Origin of the sequence: Thermolongibacillus altinsuensis (genome assembly GCF_004341205.1) — a bacterium.
Lineage (GTDB): Bacteria > Bacillota > Bacilli > Bacillales > Anoxybacillaceae > Thermolongibacillus > Thermolongibacillus altinsuensis.
In genome coordinates, this window is sequence record NZ_SLUL01000003.1 from 57921 (window position 1) to 84349 (window position 26429).

Below are 26429 nucleotides of genomic sequence, written 5' to 3' on the forward strand. Positions count from 1 at the left end.
AGATTACCACGCAACAAGAAAGAAGGAAATAGAAAACAAATGAAGAAACGTTATATAATAAAAACAAAATGAGGAGGTTTTTGCAATGAAGTTAACGTATCACGGCCATTCTGTTGTCAAAATCGAAACAAATGGAAAAACGATCTTGATCGATCCGTTTATTACAGGAAATCCGAAAACGGATTTAAAAGCAGAAGATGTGAAAGTGGACGTTATTTTGCTTACCCATGGTCATAACGATCATGTTGGGGATACTGTCAATCTCGCTCTGCGCAATAATGCATTAGTTGTCGCACCTTATGAATTAGCGACGTATTTAAGCTGGCAAGGCGTTAACGTTCATCCAATGCATATAGGCGGTTCATTTGCCTTTGAATTCGGAAAGGTGAAATTAACACAAGCGTTTCACGGCTCAAGTTATGTGGAAGAAAATAAGCAAATTGTGTATACAGGCATGCCAAGCGGCATCATGTTTACAGCGGAAGGAAAAACGATTTATCACGCAGGGGACACAGCCTTGTTTTCTGATATGAAATTGCTTGGTGAATTGCATGACATTGATGTGGCGTTTTTACCGATTGGGGATAATTTTACGATGGGGCCTGAAGAAGCAGCGATTGCGGCAAAATGGTTAAAAGCAAAAACGGTTGTTCCGATTCACTATAATACGTTCCCAGTCATCGAGCAAGACCCGCATCGTTTTGTAGCGATGCTCGAAGGCGTTGGAAAAGTATTGAATGTCGGTGAAAGCATCGAGCTATAAAGCATAAAATTGTGCAATGCTTCATTGAATGGGCGAATCGACACCCTTATAATGAAAGTAGTAAATCATCGATTAAAGGGTGGATAAACTTGACGATTACAAAACATGAACAAATTTTGCAATATATTCAAAGCCTTCCTGTAGGAGAGAAAATATCGGTACGTCAACTTGCGAAAGAGATGGGCGTGAGCGAAGGAACGGCATATCGCGCGATTAAGGATGCAGAGAATAAAGGATACGTCAGCACCATTGAACGTGTGGGAACGATTCGCATCGAGCAAAAGAAAAAAGAAAACATCGAAAAATTGACGTATGCAGAAGTGGTCAACATCGTTGATGGACAAGTGCTTGGAGGGCGTGAAGGGTTACATAAAACGCTCAACAAATTTGTCATTGGCGCGATGAAGCTAGAAGCGATGATGCGCTATACAGGCGCAGGAAACTTATTGATCGTCGGGAACCGGACAAAAGCGCATGAACTAGCTCTTGAAGCAGGAGCAGGCGTACTAATTACGGGCGGTTTTGATACGGAAGAGCATGTGAAGAGATTAGCCGATGAACGGCAACTTCCGATCATTTCAACGAGCTATGATACGTTTACGGTTGCAACGATGATCAATCGCGCCATCTACGACCAATTAATTAAAAAGGAAATCGTTCTTGTTGAAGATATTTTGACGCCGTTTGAAAAAACAGCTTATTTATATATTACCGATTGTGTTCAGCGCTGGTATGAACTGAATCAACAAACAAAACATAGCCGCTTTCCAGTCATCGATGAGCAATTAAAAGTGCAAGGAATCGTCACGGCAAAAGATATTATGGGATATGAGCGCGATGTGCCGATTGATAAAGTGATGACGAAAAACCCCATTACCGTTAGCGGAAAAACATCGGTTGCTTCGGCCTCTCACATGATGGTATGGGAAGGAATTGAAATATTGCCGGTTGTCGATGAGTACAATCGATTGCAAGGGATTATTAGTCGTCAAGATGTGTTAAAGGCGCTTCAAATGACGCAAAGACAGCCGCAAGTCGGTGAAACAATCGACGATATTGTCACGAGTCAATTTTTAAACCAAACAAACGAAGAAGTTTTCCGTTGCAATATTACGCCGCAAATGACCAATTATTTAGGGACGTTATCGTACGGAGTTTTTACGACGATCGTGACAGAAGCAGCGACGCGCGCATTGCGCTTGCATAAGCGGGGAGATTTAGTCGTCGAGAATATTACCATTTATTTCATTAAGCCTGTACAAATTGATAGCGTGATTGAAATAAAGCCGAAGTTGTTAGAGATTGGTCGCAAATTTGGAAAAGTGGATGTTGAAGTATATAACGAAGGAACCGTTGTTGGAAAAGCGTTAATGATGTGTCAACTTCTTGAAAGATAAAAAGGCTGCCTGATCGCAGCCTCATTTTGTTTGAGCTTCTTCCGCCTCTTTAATGGCGAGAGGAAGGTAATGTTTGTAAGCGCGATAGCCGGCCCAAATACTTCCGCCGCCGACAAGTAAGAAAACGATCCCAACAATAAAAGAAACCGTTGTTCGATGTAAGAAAAATTGATTCAACGCAAAGAAAAAGACAAATGAGCCAAGTGCGATGCTTGATTTGGCTGAAATCCACTGCCGTTCAATTGGCCGTCTGCTGCGAAAATATTTGATTTTATAATAAACGTAGAAAGAAAGAGAAAAAATAATCAAAATAACAAGAACAGGCATAATCAACATTCCTCCGCGTCAAAAAATGTCCATGTATCATTTTACATCTTTTCTACGCATAAAAAAATATGTTTTAATTGAATAAAAAAGGGAGAATTGGAATGGAAAGAAAAGTATTGGAAATTATTGAAACGATTAAACAATTTGAAACGATTATTATTCATCGTCACGTTCGCCCAGATCCAGATGCGTACGGATCACAAGGAGGGCTTGCGGAAATTTTAAAAGCGTCATTTCCTGATAAAAACGTCTATACGGTCGGTAAAGACGAAGAATCGTTACTATTTTTACGCAAAATGGACGTGATTCCAGATGAAACGTATGAAAATGCTCTTGTCATTGTATGTGATACAGCAAACCAAGAGCGCATTTGTGATGAACGTTATCGACTTGGCAAAAAATTGATTAAAATTGATCATCATCCGAATGAAGATCCGTATGGAGACATTTTGTGGGTAGATACAAGTGCGAGTTCAGTAAGTGAAATGATTTATGAATTTTACTTAATCGGAAAAGAGCACGGGCTTGTTTTAACGAAAGAGGCGGCTCGGCTCATTTACGCAGGGATCGTTGGAGATACAGGGCGTTTTCTTTTTCCAAGCACGAATCCGAAAACATTTAAATACGCAAGTGAATTAATTGAGTACGGCTTCTCGTTTGTCGATTTATACGAAAACATGTATCGTACAAAATTAAATATTGCTCATTTAAGCGGGTATGTGCTGCAAAATTTCAAGCTTTCACCAAGCGGAGTCGCTCATATGGTGCTTTCAAAAAGCATTTTGCAACAATATGGCGCATCAGCTTCCGAAGCATCGCAGCTCGTGAGCATACTTGGAAATATTGAAGGAATTAAAGCGTGGGTGTTTTTCGTCGAAGAAGATGATCAAATTCGTGTTCGTCTTCGTTCGAAAGGCCCAGTTATCAATGAAGTAGCGAAGAAATATCGCGGTGGCGGGCATCCGCTTGCGGCAGGGGCATCCATTTATTCATGGGATGAAGTGGAACAAGTTCTCGCGGATTTAGAAGCGGTTTGCAAAGCGGAACAATAGGCGTGCCTTGCTTCTGCAAGGAGCCTATTGTTGCTTTATTTTTAATTCAATCGAAAGCGTTGTGAAAAATAAAATCGTTTCAATTTCAATACGGTAATTGCGATCGTCAATGATGTATGTTTTATTTTCGATGGCTTTTTTCAGCAATTCTTTACTTTTGTAAACTGTTTCAATATCCTTGGCAATTAAGTAGTGAATATCTTTTTTTATGCTCTCTTCGATACGAAAACGGGTGTAAGAATCAAGCGCATATTGTTCGTGGTTCATAATATGCACGTTAATCGTTTGGATCGTCAACTTTTTCTTGTTTTCTTTGTTCAGTTGCACATAATCTTGTTGCCAAATTTTTAAATCGTTTTGCAAATCACTGATTAAATCTTGTTGTTTCGCCAATTCTCGCACTTGTTCTTCTTGCAGAATTCCGAATATTTGCAAAAAAACAAACCAACTGATGACGGCACCGATCGCCAACCCAACGAAAAAACGTTGCCAATTGCGGTCGCGATAGTATGGCGGAATTCTCATGAAGATACGTGCTCCTGTGTAAACCAGCGAATGATCGTCATTCCTGTTTGCGCACCCCCTGTAGCGGATAAAATAAGTAAAAATTGCTTAATGACGTCTCTTGTTTCGCCTTGAAAGAATCCGCGCTCGACGCTGTAAAATGTATCAAACGTGCCGCCAATCGCCGAAATGAGCGCCCAAATTTTTAAGCTGTTTGCAAAACGGTAGATCATTGTCAAAGGAGGTTCACCGGATAAGAACGCCCCGAATCCTCCGATCAATGCGCCTCCGATTAATACTCCCAACGCGATAAAATAACTTTGAATGAACGCGGGCAAAAACGCGGTTTTTATCTCCATTGTCTCATCCCCTTTTGTATTATGTATATGGACGAAAAGAACAAGTATGTTTTGCTTTCGTGTTTTGTTGTTGACTATAATGAAGAAAATTGGAGAAAAAGGTGGGAAGAACGTTGGCTTTTGTCCATCTTCAAGTTCGGAGCGGCTACAGCTTGTTAACAAGCACAGTCAAAGTGGATGAATTAGTAAAACGAGCAAAAGAACTTGGCTTTCCTGCATTAGCGCTGACAGATGAGAACGTTCTATACGGAGCGATTGCTTTTTATAAGGAATGTAAAAAACATCAATTGAAACCGATTATCGGGATGATTGCTGATCTATTCGATGAAGAAGGAGAAAACGATCAGCTTATTTTGCTGGCGAAAAATAACGAAGGATACAAGAATCTGCTAAAAATTTCAAGCCTCATTCAAACGAATGAAAAATCGGCTATTTCGCATGAACAGCTTGCTCATTATACAAACGGGTTAATTGCCGTTACATCGGGATGGAAAGGTCGAATCGAAACGCTGGTTCTTGGCGGTTATTTTGAAGAGGCAAAAAAATTGGTTCATCTGTACACAGAATTATTTCAACGTGAAAATTTCTATCTTGGTGTACAAAACCACGGACTTCCGCAAGAACTTCAGTTGTTTGAATTGTTGCCATCATTTAGCGTCGAATGCGGCATCCCGCTTGTCGCAACGAATAATGTATACTATCTCGATCGTGAAGATGCATTTGCCCACGACTGCTTGCTGGCAATGAAGCACGGAAAAAAAGTGAACGATCCTGATCGTCCGCGTTTAGCTAATGACGAATACTATTTAAAGTCGATTCAAGAAATGGAACGGTTGTTTGAGCGCATTCCATCAGCGTTAGAAAATACAATCAAAATTGCGGAACAGTGTGACGTAGAACTAAATTTAGGGACAATGATGTTGCCGCGTTATCCGGTTCCGAATGGGAAAACAGCGGATGATTATTTGGCTGAATGGTGTTGGGAAGGATTAAAAAAACGGCTCTCTCAGCCGTCCGAACGCTATATAAAACGAATGGAGCACGAGCTGCAAATCATAAAAAGAATGAAATTTAGCGACTATTTTTTAATTGTTGCCGATTTTATGAAGTTTGCGCGCGAGCAGGGAATTTTAACGGGGCCAGGCCGCGGTTCAGCGGCAGGTTCACTTGTTGCGTATGCGCTTGAAATTACACAAATCGATCCGCTTGAATACGACCTTTTATTTGAACGGTTTTTAAATCCAGCCCGCATCTCTTTCCCTGATATTGATATTGATTTTCCAGATCATCGGCGTGAAGAGGTGATTCGTTACATTCAAAATAAGTACGGTGAGCAGCATGTCGCCCAAATTATTACGTTTGGGACATTCGGTGCCCGCTCAGCGCTTCGCGACGTCGGACGGGTTTTGGACGTTTCATTAGAAGAAATTCAAGGTTTGTTAAAAAAAATCCCCGAGAGCGATGGTTCATTGAAATCATTTGCGCATGCGTTACCAAAAAATAAATTCATTGAAACGGCTATGAAACTTGAGGGATTGCCGCGCCATACTTCCATCCATGCGGCTGGCATTGTGATTAGTGCTCAACCGCTTGTTGAAGCTGTTCCTGTGCAAAGCGGACAAGTGACGATGTATGTCACTCAATATGCGATGGATGATCTTGAAGAAATTGGATTGTTGAAAATCGATTTGCTTGGGTTGAAAAACTTAACCATTTTGGAGCAAGCGTTAAAATCCATTGAAATGCGGACGGGAGAGCGTCTAAATATCAATGATATTCCTCATGATGATGCGAAAACGTATGAATTGTTAAGCAAAGGAGATACGCTCGGCGTTTTTCAGTTGGAATCCGAAGGGATGAAACGAATTTTGCGGCAGCTGCAGCCATCGACGTTTGAAGATCTTGTTGCTGTCAATGCCCTTTATCGCCCGGGACCAATGGAGCAAATACCGCTTTATATCAAAAGAAAACACGGACAAGAGAAAGTGACTTATTTTCACGATGACTTAAAAGAAATTTTACAATCAACTTATGGAGTGTTGATTTATCAAGAGCAAATTATGAAAATAGCTGAGAAAATGGCAGGGTTTTCATTAGGCGAAGCAGATTTGTTGCGGCGAGCGATTAGCAAAAAAGATGTTCATCTTCTTGTTCATGAGAAAAAACATTTTATTGAAGGATGCATTCGAAAAGGATATAGCCATGTGATTGCCGAACAATTGTATAAACTTATTGTTCGCTTTGCTCATTACGGATTTAATCGAAGCCATGCGGTTGCGTACAGCCGAATTTCCTATGTGCTTGCTTATTTAAAAGCGCATTATCCTTGTGATTTTTATGCGGCGTTGTTGACGAACTCGGTTGGCAATAAAGAGCGAATGACAGAACTTATTCACGAAATTCGCCGAAAAGGCATTGCGCTGTTACGGCCGTCCATTCATCAAAGCGGATATCGTTTTTTAGTTGAGCAAGGAGCGATTCGTTATAGCTTATTGGCGATTAAGCATGTAAGCTATTCGTTTATAAAAGAAGTGATCGAAGAGCGAAAAAAACGGCCATTTCACGATTTTTTTGATTTTATGATTCGGCTTGCCGTTCAACCATCGCAAAAAAAAATGATTGAAGCGCTTATTTTTGCGGGCTGCTTTGATGAATTCGGCGTTGATCGTGCAACGTTACAGCAAAGCATCGATGTGGCGATCGAGCATGCTGAACTTTTGGCGACGGTAGATTCGCTTACTTTAAAGCCGAAATATGTGGAAGCGCCGCCGCTTTCCGTGAATGAAAAATTAAAATATGAAAAAGAGCTCCTTGGTACGTACGTATCTCCACACCCTGTTGCAGCCTTTTCACATTTATTTGCTCTTTTAGGAGCAAAGCCGATCTATGAATGGGTTTCGGCGAAAGAAACGTATGGAAAAATGGTTGTTTATATTGAGGAAGTGAACCGGACGCGAACAAGAAAAGGAGAGGAAATGGCGTTTTTGAAGATCCATGATGACAGTGAAGAAATGAAAGCCGTTGTGTTTCCAAATTGCTATGATCGCTTTCACCATGTATTAGAAAAGGGGAAAGTCGTTTATTTAGAAGGAAAATTAGAGTGGCGGCCGAATGGAATTCATTTGATTGTTCAACGAGCCATGAAGCCGGCCATCCTTTATTTAAAAATTGATGAACACCATGTTTCTTCAAATGTTTTACATCAGCTAAAAAATATATTGAAAAAACATCACGGTCACACCCCTGTCATTTTATATTACGAAAAAGAAAGAAGAAAAATTCAACTCCCAAATGAATATGCAGTTCACGCCGATGAACAATGCCTTGAACAATTAAAAGCGTTATTAGGAGAAGGGAATGTGGCGTTAAAATAAAATCGCTTTACTATTTTCACTTTTTGTTATATTTTTATAGAAGTTAGGTGGTCAGACCAGTTTGGTTGTCACTGTGTAAGGAGGAAGATTCAGTTGTCATTGTTTAAAGAAGCGTTACATATGCATGAACGTCATCAAGGAAAGCTTGAGGTGAAAACAAAAGTTCCTCTGCAAAATGCTCATCATTTAAGTTTAGCGTATTCTCCAGGGGTCGCTGAGCCTTGCAAAGAAATTCATCGCGAGCGAAGCAAAGTATATGATTACACGCTAAAAGGAAATACGGTAGCCGTTGTTTCAGACGGCACAGCGGTTCTTGGTTTAGGGAATATCGGTCCTGAGGCTGCGCTGCCGGTCATGGAAGGAAAAGCGGTTTTATTTAAAAGTTTTGCAGGTGTCGATGCGTTTCCGATTTGCTTAAATACAACAGATGTAGAGCAAATCATTGAAACGGTCAAATTGCTTGAACCGACATTTGGCGGCATTAATTTAGAAGATATTGCTGCTCCGAATTGTTTTATTATTGAGGAACGATTGAAGAAGGAAATGAACATCCCTGTTTTTCATGATGATCAACACGGTACAGCGATCGTTACGGTTGCAGGGCTTGTGAATGCTTTAAAATTAGTTGGAAAGAAAATGGAAGAAATTAAAGTGGTGATCAATGGTGCAGGAGCAGCCGGAGTTGCCATTATTAAATTGCTTCACCGCTATGGCGTTCGCAATATGATTATGTGCGATTCAAAAGGTGCTATTTTCGCTGGGCGTCCATATGGGATGAACGAGGTGAAGGAAGAAATTGCCCAATGGACAAACCCTGAAAGAATAAGCGGATCACTTGCTGAAGTGATTCAAGGAGCGGATGTGTTCATTGGCGTGTCCGTAGCAGGGGCGCTTACAACTGAGATGGTACAAACCATGAATGAAGATGCGATTATTTTTGCCATGGCGAATCCTGTTCCGGAAATTATGCCGGAAGAAGCGTTAGCAGCTGGGGCAAAAGTGGTCGGAACAGGCCGTTCTGATTATCCGAATCAAGTCAATAACGTCCTAGCTTTTCCGGGGATTTTCCGCGGAGCGCTAGATGTGCGTGCAAAACAAATTAATGAAGAAATGAAAATCGCTGCAGTCGAAGCCATTGCGAATTTAATTGCTGAAGATGAACTACGGTCCGATTATGTCATTCCGGCTCCGTTTGATCCACGCGTGGCTCCAGCGGTTGCAGCTGCGGTTGCAAAAGCGGCGATGGAAACTGGAGTAGCTCAAATTCATGTCGATCCGAAACAAGTGGAAGAAAAAACACGAACACTTTCAACGATTGTGAGTGAGGGTGACATTGGCAACGTCTAAGGTTTATATTGAAATTTTATGGCAAATTCGACGCATTATTGAAGAAGACGGGCTTCAAGCGGGCGATCGGCTTCCATCCGAGCGAGAATTGTCCGACCGATTGCAGGTCGGACGTTCATCCGTCCGCGAAGCGTTGCGAGCGCTTGAACTGTTAGGTCTTATCGAAACAAGGCGCGGGGAAGGTACGTTTATTAAAGAATTTGGGGATCACCAATTGATTCATTTATTGGGCACGTTTATTTTACAAGGAAAAAGGGAAAAAGACGATTTAAAGGAAACGAAAATATTGTTTGAAAAAATGTGTTTGTCGTTAGCCTGCATGCGAATGACCGATGAAAAATGGCAAAAAATGCACCAAATCGTTACAGAGGAACAGGTCGATTACGAATCGTTTTTTAAATGGATCGTTGAAGCGACAGATAATTATTTGTTGTTGCGTATTTGGCTTGTATTAAACGATTTCTTTACGTGCGTGGAAGCAGATGTTTCTTTCCCTTCTTCATTTTACGAGGGAATGCTTTTGGCGCTAGGGCAGCGCCAGAGCGAAAAGGCGCTTGAACTTTATGAGCAATTCGTTGTGCAAAATTTGTCGAAAACGAAATGACACACTTTTACAAACAGCGTCCTCCATTTTCGTTTAAAGTAGAAATGATCGCTGAAAATTTTATGTAAGGGAGAGAATACTTTGCTGAAAGAACTGTTCTCGAAAAAGAAAAAGTACGCAACCATTCCTTCTGAACAGGCAAAGCAAGATGTACCTGAGGGAATTATGACGAAATGTCCTCGTTGTAAAAAAATTATGTATACGAAAGAGCTAGTGAAAAATTTACGTGTTTGCATTTCTTGCGGGTATCATCATCCGATGTCAGCGCCTGAGCGAATTGCGAGCATTTTAGATGAGGGAAGCTTCCGAGAGTATGATGCTGACATGATTTCTGAAAACCCTTTGCAATTCCCTCAATATACGGAAAAATTAGCGGAGGATCGTTTAAAAACAAAACTAAATGAGGCGGTTGTCACTGGCGAAGGAACGATTAACGGCTTCCCTGTTGTCATCGCGGTGATGGATTCTCGCTTTCGTATGGGAAGCATGGGCTCGGTTGTTGGTGAAAAAATTACGCGTGCGATTGAAAAAGCAATGGAGCGAGGTGTTCCTTTTATTATCTTTACTGCATCGGGTGGCGCACGTATGCAAGAGGGCGTGCTAAGTTTAATGCAAATGGCTAAAACGAGTGCAGCATTAAAAATGTTTAGCGAGCAAGGTGGACTCATTATATCGATCATGACTCATCCAACGACAGGTGGCGTTTCGGCGAGCTTTGCTTCGCTTGGCGATTACAATTTGGCTGAACCGGGTGCTTTAATAGGCTTTGCGGGAAGAAGGGTTATCGAGCAAACCGTTCGTGAAGAATTACCGGAGGATTTTCAAACAGCAGAGTTTTTGTTAAAGCATGGGCAACTGGATGCGGTCATTCCACGTCATGAATTGAAAGAAACGCTAACCAATATATTAGATATTCACCAATCGAGAGGTGAAGCACAATGGTTTTAGAATTAGAGTTTGAAAAGCCTCTTGTCGAATTGAGGAAAAAGATTAGTGAATTAAAAGAGTTTACGAAAAATAAAGAGGTTGATTTTTCTGATGAAATTGCGAAATTAGAAGCGCGATTAGAGAAATTAGAAAATGAAATTTATGCAAATTTAAGTCCATGGGATCGGGTGCAAATTGCTCGTCATCCAAACCGGCCAACCACGCTCGACTACATTGAGCGGCTATTTACTAATTTTTTCGAATGTCATGGCGATCGTTGTTTTGGAGATGATGAAGCGATTGTTGGCGGGATCGCCAAATACGATGGATTGCCTGTCACCGTTATCGGTCATCAACGCGGAAAAGATACAAAAGAAAATATTCGCCGCAATTTTGGGATGCCGCATCCTGAAGGATATCGAAAAGCGCTGCGCCTCATGAAGCAGGCTGAGAAATTCGGACGCCCGATCATTTGCTTCATCGATACGAAGGGAGCGTATCCAGGAAAAGCGGCAGAGGAACGCGGACAAAGCGAAGCTATTGCGCGCAATTTATTTGAAATGGCTGGGTTGAAAGTCCCAATCGTTTGTATTGTGATCGGAGAAGGGGGAAGCGGAGGAGCGTTGGCGCTTGGAGTCGGAAACTATATTCATATGCTTGAAAATTCGACCTATTCCGTCATTTCGCCGGAAGGAGCAGCTGCGATTTTGTGGAAAGATGCTTCCCTTGCCAAAAAAGCAGCAGAGACCATGAAGATTACAGCGCAAGATTTAAAACAACTTGGCGTCATTGATGAAATTATTCCTGAAGTGCGTGGCGGAGCACATCGAGACGTTGATGAGCAGGCAAAGAAAATCGATCAAGTGTTAAAACAATCGTTAAAAACATTACTAAAGCTTGATGAACAGACGCTCATTCAGCAGCGTTATGAAAAGTATAAAAGAATTGGAACATTTGCATTCATGAATGAACAGATCCACGTTCGCTAATTTTGCATTCAAGGTCATCGTAGTATAGTAGATGACCTTTTTCTTATTCCTCCTACATGAAATCACTCTTTTTTGGATACACTTCTTTATGGATGAAAAAATGCAACGTTTTGTGAAACCTTTCATTATGTATTGTGTTCATCTTTCCTTCATGTTATTTTAAAGTAAGAGGTCATACCTCTTATAAACGGTGTATGGTTGGATTTATTTTTTATAGAAGAGGTGAAGAGAACGATGAAAAGAATCGGCGTGCTAACGAGCGGTGGCGACTCACCGGGCATGAATGCAGCCATCCGCGCGGTTGTTCGTAAGGCGATTTATCATGGTGTTGAAGTATATGGCATTTATCATGGATATGCTGGTTTAATTGCCGGAAACATTAAAAAGCTAGAAGTTGGCGATGTTGGCGATATTATTCACCGCGGCGGAACGATGCTTTATACAGCGCGCTGCCCAGAGTTTAAAACGCTAGAAGGACAACTAAAAGGGATTGAGCAGTTGAAAAAGCATGGAATCGAAGGATTAGTTGTCATTGGTGGAGACGGTTCTTATCAAGGAGCGAAGAAGCTAACGGAGCACGGCTTTCCTTGCATCGGCGTTCCGGGAACGATTGATAACGATATTCCAGGTACTGACTTTACGATCGGCTTCGATACAGCATTAAATACAGTTATTGATGCAATTGACAAAATTCGTGATACAGCGACATCTCATGAACGTACATATGTCATTGAAGTAATGGGACGTCTTGCAGGCGATATTGCGCTTTGGGCAGGATTAGCCGGAGGAGCAGAAAGCATTCTAATTCCAGAAGCAGATTACGATATGGATGATATTATTAACCGTTTGAAACGCGGACATGAACGCGGCAAAAAACATAGTATTATTATCGTTGCTGAAGGTGTCGGCAGCGGCGTGGAGTTTGGTAAGCGCATTGAGGAAGCGACAGGCTTTGAAACGCGTGTAACTGTATTAGGACATGTGCAACGTGGTGGATCACCGACTGCGTTTGACCGAGTGCTTGCAAGCCGTTTAGGAGCTCGCGCTGTCGAATTGTTGCTTGAAGGAAAAGGTGGCCGTTGCGTTGGAATTCAAAACAACAAGTTAGTGGATCACGATATTATTGAAGCGTTGGCTCAAAAACATACTATTGATCAAAAAATGTATCAATTATCGAAAGAGCTTTCCATTTAATGAAAAATTTATGGTATCGTTTCCATGTTGAAATGTAGGAGGATTGTTATGCGTAAAACAAAAATTGTTTGTACCATTGGTCCAGCTAGCGAAAGTGTTGAGAAACTTGTTCAGTTGATTGAAGCGGGAATGAACGTTGCGCGTTTAAACTTTTCGCACGGCAGCCATGAAGAACATGCAGCACGAATCCGCAACATTCGTGAAGCCGCAAAAATAACAGGAAAAACCGTTGCGATTTTACTTGATACAAAAGGTCCTGAAATTCGGACGCATAATATGGAAAACGGTGCGATCGAATTAAAAGCAGGATCTGAAGTGACGATTTCCATGACAGAAGTGTTAGGAACTCCAGAGAAATTCTCCATTACGTATGAAGGCCTCATCGACGATGTGGAAGTCGGTTCCACCATCTTATTAGATGACGGTTTAATCGGATTAGAAGTCATCGCGATTGATAAAGAGGCAAAGGAAATTAAAACAAAAGTATTAAATGGCGGCGTGTTGAAAAACAAAAAAGGCGTCAATGTCCCTGGAGTTAAAGTGAATTTACCTGGAATTACAGAAAAAGATGCAGCTGATATTCGTTTTGGCATTGAACAAGGAATCGATTTTATTGCCGCTTCGTTTGTTCGTCGTGCCTCTGACGTGCTTGAAATCCGCGAGTTATTGGAAGCGCACAATGCCCTTCACATTCAAATTATTTCAAAAATCGAAAACCAAGAAGGCGTTGACAACATTGATGAAATTCTCGAAGTATCTGACGGATTAATGGTGGCACGCGGTGATTTAGGAGTTGAAATTCCAGCTGAAGAAGTGCCCCTTGTGAAAAAAGAATTGATTAAAAAATGCAATGCGTTAGGAAAGCCTGTTATTACTGCGACGCAAATGTTAGATTCGATGCAACGCAATCCTCGTCCAACACGCGCAGAAGCAAGCGACGTTGCGAATGCCATTTTCGATGGAACGGATGCGATTATGTTGTCTGGGGAAACAGCAGCAGGTGCTTATCCAGTTGAAGCGGTTCAAACGATGCATCGCATCGCTTTACGTACGGAGCAAGCGTTGCAATATCGCGATCTGTTAACGAAACAAAGCAAACAAAGCGGCAAAACCATTACGGATGCAATCGGTCAATCCGTTGCTCATACGGCATTAAATTTAGATGTAGCTGCGATTGTGACACCAACTGTTAGCGGCTATACAGCGCGAATGATTTCAAAATATCGTCCAAAAGCGCCAATTATTGCGGTTACTTCTGATGAGTCTGTTTCAAGAAAATTGTCGCTTGTTTGGGGCGTTTATCCACAAGTAGCACAGCAAGCAAGTTCGACAGATGAAATGCTTGATATCGCTGTCGAAGCGGCAGTCGATACAGGAATTGTGAAACATGGCGATTTAGTTGTGATCACAGCCGGTGTTCCAGTTGGTGAAACAGGCTCTACAAACTTGATGAAAGTGCATGTGATCGGTGACATCATCGCAAAAGGACAAGGAATTGGGCGGAAGTCTGCATTTGGTAAAGCCATCATTGCTAAAAATGCGGCGGAAGCGCTAGAAAAGATGGTTGACGGGGGCATTCTTGTTACACCGGCAACAGATGCGGATATGATGAAAGCATTAGAAAAAGCGGCTGCGATTATTACGGAAGAGGGAGGCTTAACGAGCCACGCAGCTGTTGTGGGGTTAAGTTTAGGCATCCCGGTTATTGTCGGGGTTAAACATGCAACTTCATTGTTAAAAGACGGTCAAGAAATCACAGTTGATGCTGGATTCGGTGCGATTTATCGAGGACATGCGAGCGTGTTATAATAAAAGAGGCTGAGTACAGCCTCTTCTTTTTCTATTTCAATGGGTGGAGTGGATGCGTGTGCGCAACATCGTTTTATTTCTTTTTATTATCATTCCTGCGTTAGAAATTGCTCTTCTCGTTTTATCAGGAAATGTATTGGGAATATGGCCAACGTTTACACTGATTGTGGCGACAGGAGTCATCGGTGCCGCTCTTGCCAAACGACAAGGCTGGCGCACGCTTGAACGTGCAAAACGTGAATGGATGAGCGGGAAAATTCCAGGGGATGCACTATTGGATGGGGTTTGCATTTTGATCGGTGCCATTTTGTTGTTGACGCCCGGATTTATTACAGATACCGTTGGGTTCCTTCTTTTGTTTCCAGTGACGCGCAAGCGAATAAAACCAGTTTTGACTCGCTTTTTTAAATGGTTTTTTTATACACGAACGTGGGTGTATATTCGAAAATAAAAGTCCTTGCATGAACGGCAAGGACTTTTATGCTTTTTTTCCAACGATAAAATTCCAAACATCGTGGAAGACATTGGCGCTATGCAGAGTGCGAATGATCACAAGCAAAACAGGTCCGACAATTAAACCGAGAAAGCCTATTAGCTTAAAACCAACAAATAGAGCAATTAATGTCGCCAGCGGATCAAGCCCAATATTTGAAGATAAAAGTTTCGGTTCCATAATTTGTCTTTGGACGAGAACGACTAAATAAAGAACGCCAAGGCCAATTGCGAGATGAACATTGCCGCTCATCGCTGCGTAAATAATCCATGGAACAAATACTGCTCCTGTTCCTAAATACGGCAAAATATCAACAATTCCAATAATTAAAGCAATGGTAATGGCGTATTCGACACGAAGAACGAGCAAACCGACTAAAACGATTAACGTCGTAATGGAAATAAGGGTTACTTGTGCTTTTACAAAGCCGAACAGCGCCTTTTTCAAATCGGCAAATATCGTTTTTCCACTCATTTGTACTTTTTTTGGTAATATCTTTTGAAACATGGCTTGCAATCGATACCAATCTTTGCTAATGAAAAAAGTAGCAAGCAATGAAAAAATAAAAACGGTTGCGAAATTTGGTAACCAACCAAGTAAAACAGGAATATTTTGTAAAATATCTTCGATAAATCGCCCGACTGTTGTTGCTACTTTTGTTCCGACGGATTGGATATTCGTCATAATGGTATCTTGCTGTGTTGTATCTAAACTTTTGAAAATGGTCGCCAATTGATTATAAAGCGGAATTAATTGGCTAGCAACAAACTGTTCAATGTAACTGACTAATTTTTGTAAATGATCTGGAATAACAGTCGCTAAATATTGCGTTCCGGAAACGATTTCTGCAACAAGCAATGTAACAAGTCCGGCAACGATTGCAAGAAGAAGAATTAAAACAAAAATAACCGCTAATGAACGCGGCATTCTTGCTTTTCGTTCAAAAAAATCGACGAGCGGATTCATGAAAAAAGCGATCGCAAACGCAATTAGAAACGGATACGTCAACGTTGAAATGTAGTAAAGACTAATAAAGCCGAAAATGGCAATAGCAACCACCAAGATGAAACGAAGAGAACTATACAGATAATGTTTCGACAATTTTTCACCTCCAAATCGTTCATGCTATCATTAATTATACTACACATTTTGATACGAATGGAAATAAGGAAAAGTTTCGAAAATAGCGAGGAGGATTTTTCATGCAGCCTATTTTATTTTTACTTATTTTGCTGATGATCGGGATGATTGCTAAAAATCAATCATTGATCATTGCGGTAATTGTTCTTTTAGCTATTAAGCTAATTGGTTTGGATACAAAACTTTTTCCGTACTTGCAGTCAAAAGGAATTCATTTGGGAGTGACGATCATTACGATTGCTGTGTTAGTGCCAATCGCTTCTGGAGAGATTGGCTTTAAAGAGCTTTCTCACGCAACTAAATCGGCATACGCATGGATTGCTCTTTTATCTGGAGTGGCCGTTGCGCTGTTAGCGAAAGGCGGGGTGACACTGCTCGCGAAAGACCCGCATATAACAACTGCTTTAGTGTTTGGAACCATTCTCGCTGTATCTTTATTCAACGGTGTGGCTGTCGGTCCGTTGATCGGCGCTGGCATCGCCTATATCGTCATGAAAGTCATTGATTTTTTCTAAATCATCATTTTTTTATTATAATATTTTTGCAATTATAATTTCTTTTAGTTCACAAAAGTCTGATAATTGTTTATAATAGAGACGGGAACATGTTAGAAAAAGTTTGTTTGATTGGCAAGCATATTCTTCTCATCGCTTTTTCATCAAACGATGAGTTGAATATATTACAAAATGTAAGCATTTTCTTTTGTATTTTTATTCAATCGTTTTGAGCAATCGCTCAGCGACTCGTCAACCAAAATGGGCAAAGGGGAATTTTAAGAAAAAGGAGAGATGAAAGAATGACAGTTACTCGCGGTCTCGAAGGGGTAGTGGCAACAACATCAACCATCAGTTCCATCATTGATGATACGCTCACATATGTAGGGTATAACATCGATGATCTAGCAGAGCATGCAACGTTTGAGGAAGTGATTTATCTTCTTTGGCATCGCAAACTTCCGAATAAAGAGGAGCTCGCAACGCTGACACGGCAGCTTGCGGAAAATGCTTCTGTACCGAAAGAAGTGCTCGATCATTTTAAAATGTATCCAATCGAGAAGGTCCATCCAATGGCAGCGCTCCGCACAGCGATTTCGCTGCTTGGATTGTATGACGAAGAAGCAGAAGTGATGAATGCAGAGGCGAATTATCGCAAAGCGATTCGCTTACAAGCGAAAGTTTCAACGATTGTCGCAGCGTTTTCACGCATTCGCAAAGGATTAGAACCTGTTGAACCTCGCCAAGATTTAAGTTTTGCGGCTAATTTCTTGTACATGTTAACGGGACAAGAACCGAACGATATCGCGGTGGAAGCATTTAATAAAGCGCTTGTGCTTCATGCTGATCATGAATTGAACGCTTCCACGTTTACAGCGCGCGTTTGTGTCGCAACTTTATCTGACGTATATTCCGGCATTACTGCAGCCATTGGCGCATTGAAAGGACCGCTTCACGGAGGGGCAAACGAAGCGGTAATGAAAATGCTTACTGAAATCGGTTCTGTAGAAAACGTAGAGCCTTATATTCAAAATAAATTGAAGAATAAAGAAAAAATTATGGGATTCGGTCATCGCGTTTACCGTAACGGTGATCCACGTGCGAAACATTTGAAAAAAATGTCTGAAAAACTAACGAAATTAACAGGCGAACCTCATTGGTACGAAATGTCTGTAAAAATTGAAGAAATTGTTACGTCAGCGAAGTCGTTGCCGCCAAACGTCGACTTCTATTCAGCTTCTGTTTACCATAGCTTAGGAATTGATCATGATTTGTTTACGCCAATTTTTGCAATTAGCCGCATGTCAGGATGGTTGGCTCACATTTTAGAACAATACGAAAATAACCGTCTCATTCGTCCGCGTGCCGAGTATACAGGACCAACGAGACAAACGTATGTGCCAATCGAGCAAAGAGGGTAATGATCGCTAACAAGAGGTGAGAGAGCACACCTTTCTCACCTTTTTATCAATAAAATAATTTGGAGGTTGTTATCGTGATTCAAGGAGAAAAAATTACGGTTACAAATGGGGTATTAAACGTTCCAAACTATCCAATTATTCCTTTTATTGAAGGGGATGGGACAGGCCCGGATATTTGGGCGGCGGCTTCTCGCGTGTTGGAAGCAGCTGTTGAAAAAGCGTATAAAGGAGAGCGTAAAATCGTTTGGAAGGAAGTCCTTGCAGGTGAAAAGGCATTCAAACTAACAGGGGAATGGCTTCCGCAAGAAACGCTTGATACGATCCGTGAATACATAATTGCGATTAAAGGTCCGTTAACTACTCCAGTTGGCGGCGGAATTCGTTCATTGAACGTTGCTCTTCGGCAAGAATTAGATTTATATGTATGCTTGCGTCCTGTTCGCTACTTTAAAGGCGTTCCTTCTCCGGTTAAGCGGCCAGAGGATACAGATATGGTCATTTTCCGTGAAAATACGGAAGATATTTATGCGGGAATTGAGTATGCGAAAGGAACAGAAGAAGCTAAAAAGCTGATCAACTTCTTGCAAAATGAAATGGGCGTGCGCAAAATTCGCTTCCCTGAGACATCGGGAATCGGAATTAAGCCGATTTCAGAAGAGGGAACAAAACGACTTGTTCGCGCAGCGATTAAATACGCGATTGAACATGGCCGCAAGTCAGTGACGCTTGTTCATAAAGGAAACATCATGAAATTTACAGAAGGTGCGTTCAAAAACTGGGGCTATGAAGTAGCAGAACAAGAATTTGGCGATAAAGTGTTCACATGGGCAGAATATGATCGCATTGTTGAAACGCAAGGAAAAGAAGCGGCAAATAAAGCGCAAGCGGAAGCAGAAGCAGCTGGAAAAATCATCATTAAAGATGTCATTGCCGATATTTTCTTGCAACAAATTTTAACACGTCCGCGCGAGTTCGATGTTGTTGCAACGATGAACTTAAACGGTGACTATATTTCTGACGCATTAGCGGCTCAAGTGGGCGGTATCGGCATTGCGCCAGGAGCCAACATTAACTACGAAACAGGGCATGCCATTTTTGAAGCAACACACGGAACAGCGCCGAAATATGCCGGCTTAGATAAAGTAAATCCTTCTTCTGTTATTTTATCTGGTGTGTTAATGCTTGAGCATCTTGGATGGAATGAAGCAGCGAAGCTCATTATTGAAGCGATGGAAAAAACAATCGCTGCAAAAATTGTGACGTACGATTTTGCTCGTCTCATGGAAGGTGCAACAGAAGTGAAATGTTCTGAATTTGCTGACGCGCTCATTCGCAATATGGGAGAATAAAAACAAAAAAAGGGGATGGATCAAATGAAAATGAAGCGAAAAAAGATTTCGGTCATTGGTGCAGGATTTACTGGAGCGACAACGGCGTTCATTTTAGCCCAAAAAGAGTTAGGCGACATCGTTCTTGTTGATATTCCGCAATTGGAAAATCCAACAAAAGGAAAAGCGCTTGATATGCTCGAATCAAGTCCTGTATTAGGATTTGATGCAAACATTATCGGCACATCTGATTATGCGGATACAGCTGATTCGGATATTGTCGTCATTACGGCAGGAATTGCGCGTAAACCGGGAATGAGCCGCGATGATTTAGTGACAACGAACCAAAAAATTATGAAAGCTGTTACAAAGGAAGTTGTTAAATATTCACCAAATTGTTATATTATCGTTCTTACAAACCCAGTGGATGCCATGACGTACACGGTCTATAAAGAGTCTGGTTTTCCGAAAAACCGCGTCATCGGTCAATCTGGAGTGTTAGATACAGCCCGCTTCCGTACGTTCGTTGCTCAAGAGCTAAATATTTCTGTGAAGGACGTTACCGGCTTCGTTTTAGGTGGACATGGCGATGATATGGTTCCGCTCGTTCGCTATTCATATGCAGGCGGCATTCCGCTTGAAAAACTATTGCCGAAAGAGCGTCTTGATGCAATTGTGGAGCGTACGCGTAAAGGCGGCGGTGAAATCGTGAACTTATTAGGAAACGGTAGTGCATACTATGCTCCTGCAGCATCGCTTGTCGAGATGGTTGAAGCGATCATTAAAGATCAACGTCGCATTCTTCCAGCGATCGCTTATCTTGAAGGAGAATATGGATACGAAGGCATTTATTTAGGTGTGCCAACGATTTTAGGCGGAAATGGCATCGAACAAGTCATCGAATTGGAATTGACAGATGAAGAAAAAGCCGCCCTTGCTAAATCCGTAGAATCGGTTAAAAACGTAATGAAAGTATTAGAATAATCGTCAGAAGCAAAAATTCGGGGACTCCCCGAATTTTTGTCTATCCTCGCACGGTCAAACAAAGGGGGAGTTGGATGTTTTTAGGTAAAAAAAGGAAAATCGGGAGGCACGTATCAGAAATCAGCGTCGGTGAAAAATTAACGTTGACAGAAGCGATTGAAGATAAAGATTTGTTGTTGTATTTAGGATTGACGAATGATGCGAATCCGTTATACATTCAGCACGATTATGCATCGCAAACACCATTAAAAAAACCGATTGTTCCGGCGATTATGTTAAATGGGATTATCACTTCAGCGATATCAAAATATTTACCGGGTCCGGGAAGTCATATTGCTGAACAATCGCTGCAATTTATCCAACCTGTTTATCATTATGAGCATGTGGAATTTTTGTTTGAAGTGACGGAAGTCGATCAAGAGAATAATCAAATTGAGATGGCGGTTTCTGCTTTTCGCGATCGGGACAAAGTGCTTCAAGGAACGTTGCGCGTCGTTCCGCCATATCCGTTTGCAAATGAAAAAGCATTAGATAATTTTTAGAAGGGGATGAGCGCATCCCTTTTTTCTTTTTTTGTGCTATGATAGTGACAGAATATTTTATGAGATGGTGGGGGCTCGTATGGGAAAAAACGTGTTAGTTGTGGATGATGAACAGTCCATTGTGACATTGTTGGAGTACAATTTGAAGCAGGCTGGTTTCACCGTCATGACTGCGAATGATGGAGAAGAAGGGTTCTATATGGCGGTTCATCATCAGCCAGATTTAATCATTCTTGATTTAATGTTGCCGAAGTTGGACGGAATCGAAGTTTGTAAACAATTGCGGCAACAAAAAATTACGACCCCGATTTTAATGCTTACGGCGAAAGATGATGAATTTGATAAAGTGCTTGGTTTGGAGCTTGGCGCAGATGATTATATGACCAAACCGTTTAGTCCGCGTGAAGTTGTAGCAAGAGTCAAAGCGATTTTGCGTCGTACGAAAATGTACGAAAAAGAAGGAAAGGAAGAAAACGAAACAGATTCACTTGTGGTTGGTCAATTAAAAATATTTCCTGACCGTTATGAAGCTTATTTTCTTGATGAACGGCTCGAATTAACTCCGAAAGAATTTGAACTTCTTGCTTATTTAGCAAAGTATAAAGGAAGGGTGTTAACGCGCGACCAGTTGTTGAGCGCAGTATGGAATTACGATTTTGTTGGGGATACTCGCATCGTAGATGTTCACATTAGCCATTTGCGTGAGAAAATTGAAAAAGATACGAAAAAGCCGGTTTATATTAAAACGATCCGCGGGTTAGGTTATAAGCTTGAGGAGCCAAAAGGCGATGAATAAATTTCGCTCACGCCTTCTTTTTGGGCTTGTTTCTATTATTGTTTCTGTGCTTATTGGACTCGGGCTATTGCTAGGGCAGTTATTTAAAAATTTTTATATGGATACCTTTAATGAACGTGTTGAAAAAGAGGCCAAGCTTCTTGCCTTGTATATGGAGAGTCAATCTTTAGAAAACGAAGCGTTTCAACAGCAACTTGACACGATTAGCGATACGCTATCAGCTCGCGTGATCATTTTGAATGATGAAGGAACGATCTTGTTTGACACACGGAAGCATGTTTCGATTGATGATGACGATCATGAAAAAATGTTAAAAGCGCTATTGAAAAAAGAGGATGATCGTTCATTCATGGTCGAAGAAGAGCATGAGGTGTATTATTATTCCGTTCCTTTTTTTCAAGAAGGAAAAAAAGCAGGAAGAATTGTGTTAAGTTTGCCGGTATATTCGATTCAAAAAGTACATGAGCAAATTTGGATGTTATTAATTAGCAGTTTAGGAACTGCATTTATGATCATTCTTTTTCTAGGCATTAAAATCACGAATCAATATACAAAGCCGATTGAAGAAGCGACGAAAGTAGCGATGGAATTAGCGAAAGGAAATTATAAGGCACGGACGTATGAACATCATTTAGATGAAACAGGGATGCTTAGTCAATCGTTGAATGTATTAGCGAAAAACTTGCAAGATATGGTTAGAACCCAAGAGATGCAGCAAGATCGTTTGCGAACGTTAATTGAAAACATGGGAAGCGGGCTTATTTTGATTGATCAGCGCGGGTACATTAACCTTGTCAATCGAGCGTATAAAGAGATTTTCCATATCAATCCATCCGATTATTTAAATCGATTATATTATGAAGCGTTTGAACATAAAGAAATCATTGATCTTGTTGAAGAAATTTTTATGACGGAAGTAAAAGTAAGAAAGCAAATGCTTCTTCCGATCGATATTGAACGAAAGCATTTTGAGGTGTACGGTGCGCCGATCATTGGCACCAATCATGAGTGGAAGGGGATTATCCTCGTTTTTCATGATATTACCGAATTGAAAAAATTAGAGCAAATGCGCAAAGACTTTGTCGCGAATGTTTCGCATGAATTGAAAACGCCGATCACATCGATTAAAGGCTTTGCAGAAACATTGCTAGATGGTGCAATGAAAGATGAACAAGCACTTGAATATTTTCTTTCCATTATTTTGAAAGAAAGTGAACGGCTGCAAAATTTAATTCAAGATTTGCTCGACCTATCCAAAATTGAGCAACAAGGATTTAAATTAAATATTTCGGTTGTTAATTTGACGGAAGTGTTGCAAGAAGTAATCGTCATGCTCGAAGCGAAGGCGAACGATAAAGAAATTAAGCTTGAGTTAGAGGCAGAGCAAAAGTTGTTTTATATGTACGGAGATTTAAACCGCTTAAAACAAATTTTTATTAATTTAATTAACAATGCCATTGCTTATACACCAAAAGGCGGAGAAGTAAAAGTAAAGGTTGAAAGCAGGGATGACGAGGTTCTTGTTCACGTTCAAGATACAGGAATCGGAATTGACCAAAAAGAAATTCCGCGCATTTTTGAACGTTTTTATCGCGTCGATAAAGCGCGAAGTCGAAACTCTGGCGGAACAGGATTAGGTTTGGCGATTGTAAAACATTTAGTCGAAGCGCATCATGGGTATATTTCTGTAAAAAGTAAAGTAGGAAGCGGGACAACCTTTACGGTTCATTTCCAAAAAGATGCGTTTCAATCATAGTTTTACAATACGTTTACAGACATTTTACTGTCTATTAATAAAATTTTGGTAGCATAATGGTTGAAAACCCCTTCATCCAAGGAGCCAATCCTGGAAAGGCGAGAACAACGTTTGTTCTCGTCTTTTTTCTTTTTCTGCCTTGATCATGTTAAAATAGAAACAACAGAGAATGAGGGAGGTTTTTGTGTTGCATAAGAAGTTAGTGCTGATTGACGGCAACAGCATTGCTTATCGCGCGTTTTTTGCGCTGCCGTTATTAAATAATGAAAAAGGCATTCATACAAATGCGATTTACGGTTTTACGATGATGTTAATGAAAATTTTAGAAGAAGAAAAACCGACGCATTTACTTGTCGCATTTGACGCGGGAAAAACGACATTTCGTCATGAAGTGTTCGATGACTATAAAGGGGGGCGGCAAAAAACACCGCCTGAATTATCGGAGCAGCTTCCGTTTTTACGCGAGTTATTAGATGCCTATCAAATTCGTTCGTATGAGTTAGAAAACTATGAAGCGGATGATATCATCGGCACGCTTGCCGCTCAAGCAGAAAAAGAAGGGTTCGATGTGATCGTTATTTCGGGGGACCGTGATTTAACTCAGTTAGCTTCGGAAAAAGTAAAAGTTCATATTACGAAAAAAGGGATTACAGACATTGAATGTTATACGCCTGAATTGGTATTTGAAAAATACGGTCTTACTCCTGAGCAAATTGTTGATTTAAAAGGGTTGATGGGCGATAGCTCGGATAACATTCCAGGAGTGCCGGGGATCGGGGAAAAGACGGCGTTAAAGCTGTTGAAAGAATTTCACACGGTTGAAAATGTTTTGCGTTCCATTGAGCAAATCAAAGGAAAAAAATTAAAAGAAAATCTTGAACAATATCGTGAGCAGGCATTGATGAGCAAACAACTTGCGACCATTTCTCGCAATGCGCCGCTGACGATTACGTTAGACGACTTAGAATGGAAAGAATACGATGTGAATAAAGTCGCTGCGCTATTTAAAGAACTAGGATTTGCTTCTTTGATGGACAAATTGGGGAAAATCGAGAAGGAAGAAAAGCCATTAAACGAAATTACATACACAACCGTTACTGAAGTAACAGATGATATGCTGACAAATGATTGCGCCCTTGTTGTTGAGGTGATCGAAAGCAATTATCATCAAGCTCCGATTGTTGGTTTTGCGATCGTCAATGAAAAAGGAAACTTCTTTATTCCTACCGATGTAGCAATGAAATCCGCTGCGTTTAAACAGTGGCTTGAAGACGAGGAATGCCGAAAAAGTGTATTTGATGCCAAAAGAGCGATTGTGTCATTGAAGTGGCAAGGAATCAACCTAAAGGGAATTGATTTTGATTTGTTGCTTGCTTCTTACTTGATTAATCCATCAGAATCAACCGATGATGTTGCTTCCGTTGCGAAAACAAAACAATATACGGATGTACAAAGCGATGAAGCGATTTATGGAAAAGGAGCGAAGCAAGCGGTTCCGAGTGAAGAGGTGCTAGCCGAACATCTTGTTCGAAAAGCGAAAGCGATTGCTTCATTGAAGGAGACGTTTATTAACGAATTGAAGAGCAATGAGCAGTACGAATTGTTCACTAATTTAGAGCTTCCGCTAACGTTTATTTTAGCGGAGATGGAATTCAATGGTGTAAGTGTGGATGTAGCCCGTTTACAGGCGATGGGCGAAGAGTTTACAGAGCAGCTAAAGCAAATTGAACAGGAAATTTATGAACTGGCAGGAACGGAGTTTAATATTAATTCCCCAAAACAATTGGGGGTCATTTTATTTGAAAAATTGCAACTTCCGGTGATTAAAAAGACTAAGACAGGCTATTCTACTTCCGCCGATGTGTTAGAAAAATTAGCCGATCAGCACGAAATCATCGGGAAAATTTTGCATTATCGCCAACTCGGAAAATTGCAATCTACGTATATTGAAGGATTGATCAAAGTCATTCGCCCGGATACCGGAAAAGTGCATACCATCTTTAACCAAGCATTAACGCAAACAGGACGGTTAAGTTCAACCGAACCTAACTTGCAAAACATTCCGATTCGTTTAGAGGAAGGAAGAAAAATTCGCCAAGCGTTTATTCCATCAGAACCAAATTGGGTTATTTTTGCGGCCGATTATTCGCAAATTGAATTGCGCGTTTTAGCGCATATTGCTAATGATGAAAATTTAATTGAGGCATTTAAGCAAGATTTAGATATTCATACAAAAACGGCGATGGATATTTTCCATGTCCGCCAAGAAGAAGTGACATCAAACATGCGCCGCCAAGCAAAAGCGGTGAATTTCGGCATTGTGTACGGCATTAGCGATTATGGATTGTCCCAAAATTTAGGGATTACAAGAAAAGAGGCCGCGCAATTTATCGAACGTTATTTTCAAAGCTATCCTGGCGTAAAACAGTACATGGAGGACATCGTCCAAGAGGCGAAACAAAAAGGATATGTGACAACATTGTTGCACCGCCGACGCTACCTTCCAGACATTACGAGCAAAAATTTTAATTTGCGCAGCTTTGCGGAACGAACAGCGATGAATACACCGATTCAAGGAAGCGCGGCTGACATCATTAAAAAAGCGATGATTGATCTTGCGAATCGCCTTAAAAAAGAACGGTTAAAGGCGCGGATTTTGTTGCAAGTGCATGACGAATTAATTTTAGAAGCGCCGCAAGAAGAAGTTGAAAAGTTGAAGGAAATTGTTCCAGAAGTGATGGAGCATGCGATTGAATTAAAAGTTCCGTTAAAAGTCGATTATCATTTTGGACCTACATGGTATGACGCAAAATAAAAGGAAGTGGTGAA

Annotated in this window: 23 protein-coding genes; 19 read left to right on the plus strand and 4 right to left on the minus strand. The window is 40.9% G+C overall.

Features of this window, described 5'->3' with window-relative positions; all coding sequences use genetic code 11:
- The first annotated feature begins 85 nt into the window (after nt 1-85).
- A complete protein-coding gene (locus EDD69_RS03200; RefSeq protein ID WP_132947526.1) occupies nt 86-763 on the plus strand; it encodes a metal-dependent hydrolase in 678 nt (225 codons plus the stop codon).
- An 89-nt stretch (nt 764-852) separates the two neighbouring features.
- Nucleotides 853-2160: a CBS domain-containing protein gene (locus EDD69_RS03205; protein WP_132947527.1), complete on the plus strand. Its 1308-nt coding sequence runs from the start codon at nt 853-855 to the stop codon at nt 2158-2160.
- Nucleotides 2161-2181: 21 nt separating this feature from the next.
- Here EDD69_RS03205 and EDD69_RS03210 read toward each other — a convergent pair whose 3' ends face one another.
- A complete protein-coding gene (locus EDD69_RS03210; protein ID WP_132947528.1) occupies nt 2182-2487 on the minus strand; it encodes a YtpI family protein in 306 nt (101 codons plus the stop codon).
- A 101-nt stretch (nt 2488-2588) separates the two neighbouring features.
- On the opposite strand from EDD69_RS03210, the gene EDD69_RS03215 reads away from it, so the two are divergent.
- Complete coding sequence (locus tag EDD69_RS03215) at nt 2589-3539, plus strand: DHH family phosphoesterase (RefSeq protein ID WP_132947529.1); 951 nt, start codon at nt 2589-2591, stop codon at nt 3537-3539.
- Nucleotides 3540-3563: 24 nt separating this feature from the next.
- Here EDD69_RS03215 and ytrI read toward each other — a convergent pair whose 3' ends face one another.
- Together ytrI and ytrH are read right to left on the minus strand one after the other, a co-directional pair.
- Nucleotides 3564-4064 carry a sporulation membrane protein YtrI gene (gene ytrI / locus EDD69_RS03220; protein ID WP_132947530.1) on the minus strand — a complete coding sequence of 167 codons (501 nt, stop codon included), beginning with the start codon at nt 4062-4064 and terminating at the stop codon, nt 3564-3566.
- A complete protein-coding gene (gene ytrH / locus EDD69_RS03225; RefSeq protein ID WP_132947531.1) occupies nt 4061-4402 on the minus strand; it encodes a sporulation membrane protein YtrH in 342 nt (113 codons plus the stop codon). Before ytrH ends, ytrI begins: the two co-directional genes overlap by 4 nt.
- A gap of 113 nt (nt 4403-4515) precedes the next feature.
- On the opposite strand from ytrH, the gene dnaE reads away from it, so the two are divergent.
- From dnaE to EDD69_RS03265, 8 genes are all read left to right on the plus strand, one after another.
- On the plus strand, nt 4516-7776 hold the full coding sequence (gene dnaE / locus EDD69_RS03230; RefSeq protein ID WP_132947532.1) for a DNA polymerase III subunit alpha: 3261 nt from the start codon (nt 4516-4518) through the stop codon (nt 7774-7776).
- Nucleotides 7777-7896: 120 nt separating this feature from the next.
- On the plus strand, nt 7897-9123 hold the full coding sequence (gene ystJ / locus EDD69_RS03235) for an NADP-dependent malic enzyme (protein ID WP_279388129.1): 1227 nt from the start codon (nt 7897-7899) through the stop codon (nt 9121-9123).
- Nucleotides 9110-9727: a FadR/GntR family transcriptional regulator gene (locus EDD69_RS03240; protein ID WP_132947534.1), complete on the plus strand. Its 618-nt coding sequence runs from the start codon at nt 9110-9112 to the stop codon at nt 9725-9727. The genes ystJ and EDD69_RS03240 overlap by 14 nt, the downstream gene beginning before the upstream one ends.
- An 81-nt stretch (nt 9728-9808) precedes the next feature.
- Nucleotides 9809-10675 carry an acetyl-CoA carboxylase, carboxyltransferase subunit beta gene (gene accD, locus EDD69_RS03245; protein ID WP_132947535.1) on the plus strand — a complete coding sequence of 289 codons (867 nt, stop codon included), beginning with the start codon at nt 9809-9811 and terminating at the stop codon, nt 10673-10675.
- Complete coding sequence (gene accA, locus EDD69_RS03250; RefSeq protein ID WP_132947536.1) at nt 10666-11643, plus strand: acetyl-CoA carboxylase carboxyl transferase subunit alpha; 978 nt, start codon at nt 10666-10668, stop codon at nt 11641-11643. The genes accD and accA overlap by 10 nt, the downstream gene beginning before the upstream one ends.
- Before the next feature lie 234 nt (nt 11644-11877).
- Nucleotides 11878-12837, plus strand: coding sequence for a 6-phosphofructokinase (gene pfkA, locus EDD69_RS03255; RefSeq protein WP_132947537.1), 960 nt, complete (start codon nt 11878-11880; stop codon nt 12835-12837).
- 48 nt (nt 12838-12885) lie between these two features.
- Nucleotides 12886-14646, plus strand: a complete 1761-nt coding sequence (gene pyk, locus EDD69_RS03260) for a pyruvate kinase (RefSeq protein WP_132947538.1) — start codon at nt 12886-12888, stop codon at nt 14644-14646.
- A gap of 52 nt (nt 14647-14698) precedes the next feature.
- Nucleotides 14699-15097, plus strand: a complete 399-nt coding sequence (locus EDD69_RS03265) for an FxsA family protein (RefSeq protein WP_424565326.1) — start codon at nt 14699-14701, stop codon at nt 15095-15097.
- 27 nt (nt 15098-15124) lie between these two features.
- Here the strand turns inward: EDD69_RS03265 and ytvI are convergent, their stop codons facing one another.
- Entirely contained in the window at nt 15125-16240 is a 1116-nt protein-coding gene (gene ytvI, locus EDD69_RS03270) for a sporulation integral membrane protein YtvI (RefSeq protein ID WP_132947539.1), read from the minus strand.
- A 101-nt stretch (nt 16241-16341) separates the two neighbouring features.
- On the opposite strand from ytvI, the gene EDD69_RS03275 reads away from it, so the two are divergent.
- The 8 genes from EDD69_RS03275 (at nt 16342) to polA (ending at nt 26415) form a co-directional block, all read left to right on the plus strand.
- The gene (locus EDD69_RS03275; RefSeq protein WP_132947540.1) at nt 16342-16794 is read left to right on the plus strand and encodes a DUF441 domain-containing protein; all 453 of its coding nucleotides are present in this window, start codon (nt 16342-16344) and stop codon (nt 16792-16794) included.
- Between the two features lie 281 nt (nt 16795-17075).
- Nucleotides 17076-18194, plus strand: coding sequence for a citrate synthase (citZ, locus tag EDD69_RS03280; protein ID WP_132947541.1), 1119 nt, complete (start codon nt 17076-17078; stop codon nt 18192-18194).
- Nucleotides 18195-18268: 74 nt separating this feature from the next.
- Nucleotides 18269-19543 (plus strand): NADP-dependent isocitrate dehydrogenase, encoded by a 1275-nt coding sequence (gene icd / locus EDD69_RS03285; protein WP_132947542.1) that lies wholly within the window; start codon nt 18269-18271, stop codon nt 19541-19543.
- A 24-nt stretch (nt 19544-19567) separates the two neighbouring features.
- Nucleotides 19568-20506: a malate dehydrogenase gene (gene mdh, locus EDD69_RS03290; protein ID WP_132947543.1), complete on the plus strand. Its 939-nt coding sequence runs from the start codon at nt 19568-19570 to the stop codon at nt 20504-20506.
- Nucleotides 20507-20580: 74 nt separating this feature from the next.
- Complete coding sequence (locus EDD69_RS03295) at nt 20581-21048, plus strand: MaoC/PaaZ C-terminal domain-containing protein (protein ID WP_132947544.1); 468 nt, start codon at nt 20581-20583, stop codon at nt 21046-21048.
- A 79-nt stretch (nt 21049-21127) separates the two neighbouring features.
- Complete coding sequence (locus EDD69_RS03300) at nt 21128-21844, plus strand: response regulator transcription factor (protein ID WP_132947545.1); 717 nt, start codon at nt 21128-21130, stop codon at nt 21842-21844.
- Nucleotides 21837-23600, plus strand: a complete 1764-nt coding sequence (gene pnpS / locus EDD69_RS03305) for a two-component system histidine kinase PnpS (protein WP_132947546.1) — start codon at nt 21837-21839, stop codon at nt 23598-23600. The genes EDD69_RS03300 and pnpS overlap by 8 nt, the downstream gene beginning before the upstream one ends.
- Before the next feature lie 187 nt (nt 23601-23787).
- Complete coding sequence (gene polA, locus EDD69_RS03310; protein ID WP_132947547.1) at nt 23788-26415, plus strand: DNA polymerase I; 2628 nt, start codon at nt 23788-23790, stop codon at nt 26413-26415.
- Nucleotides 26416-26429: the final 14 nt, after the last annotated feature.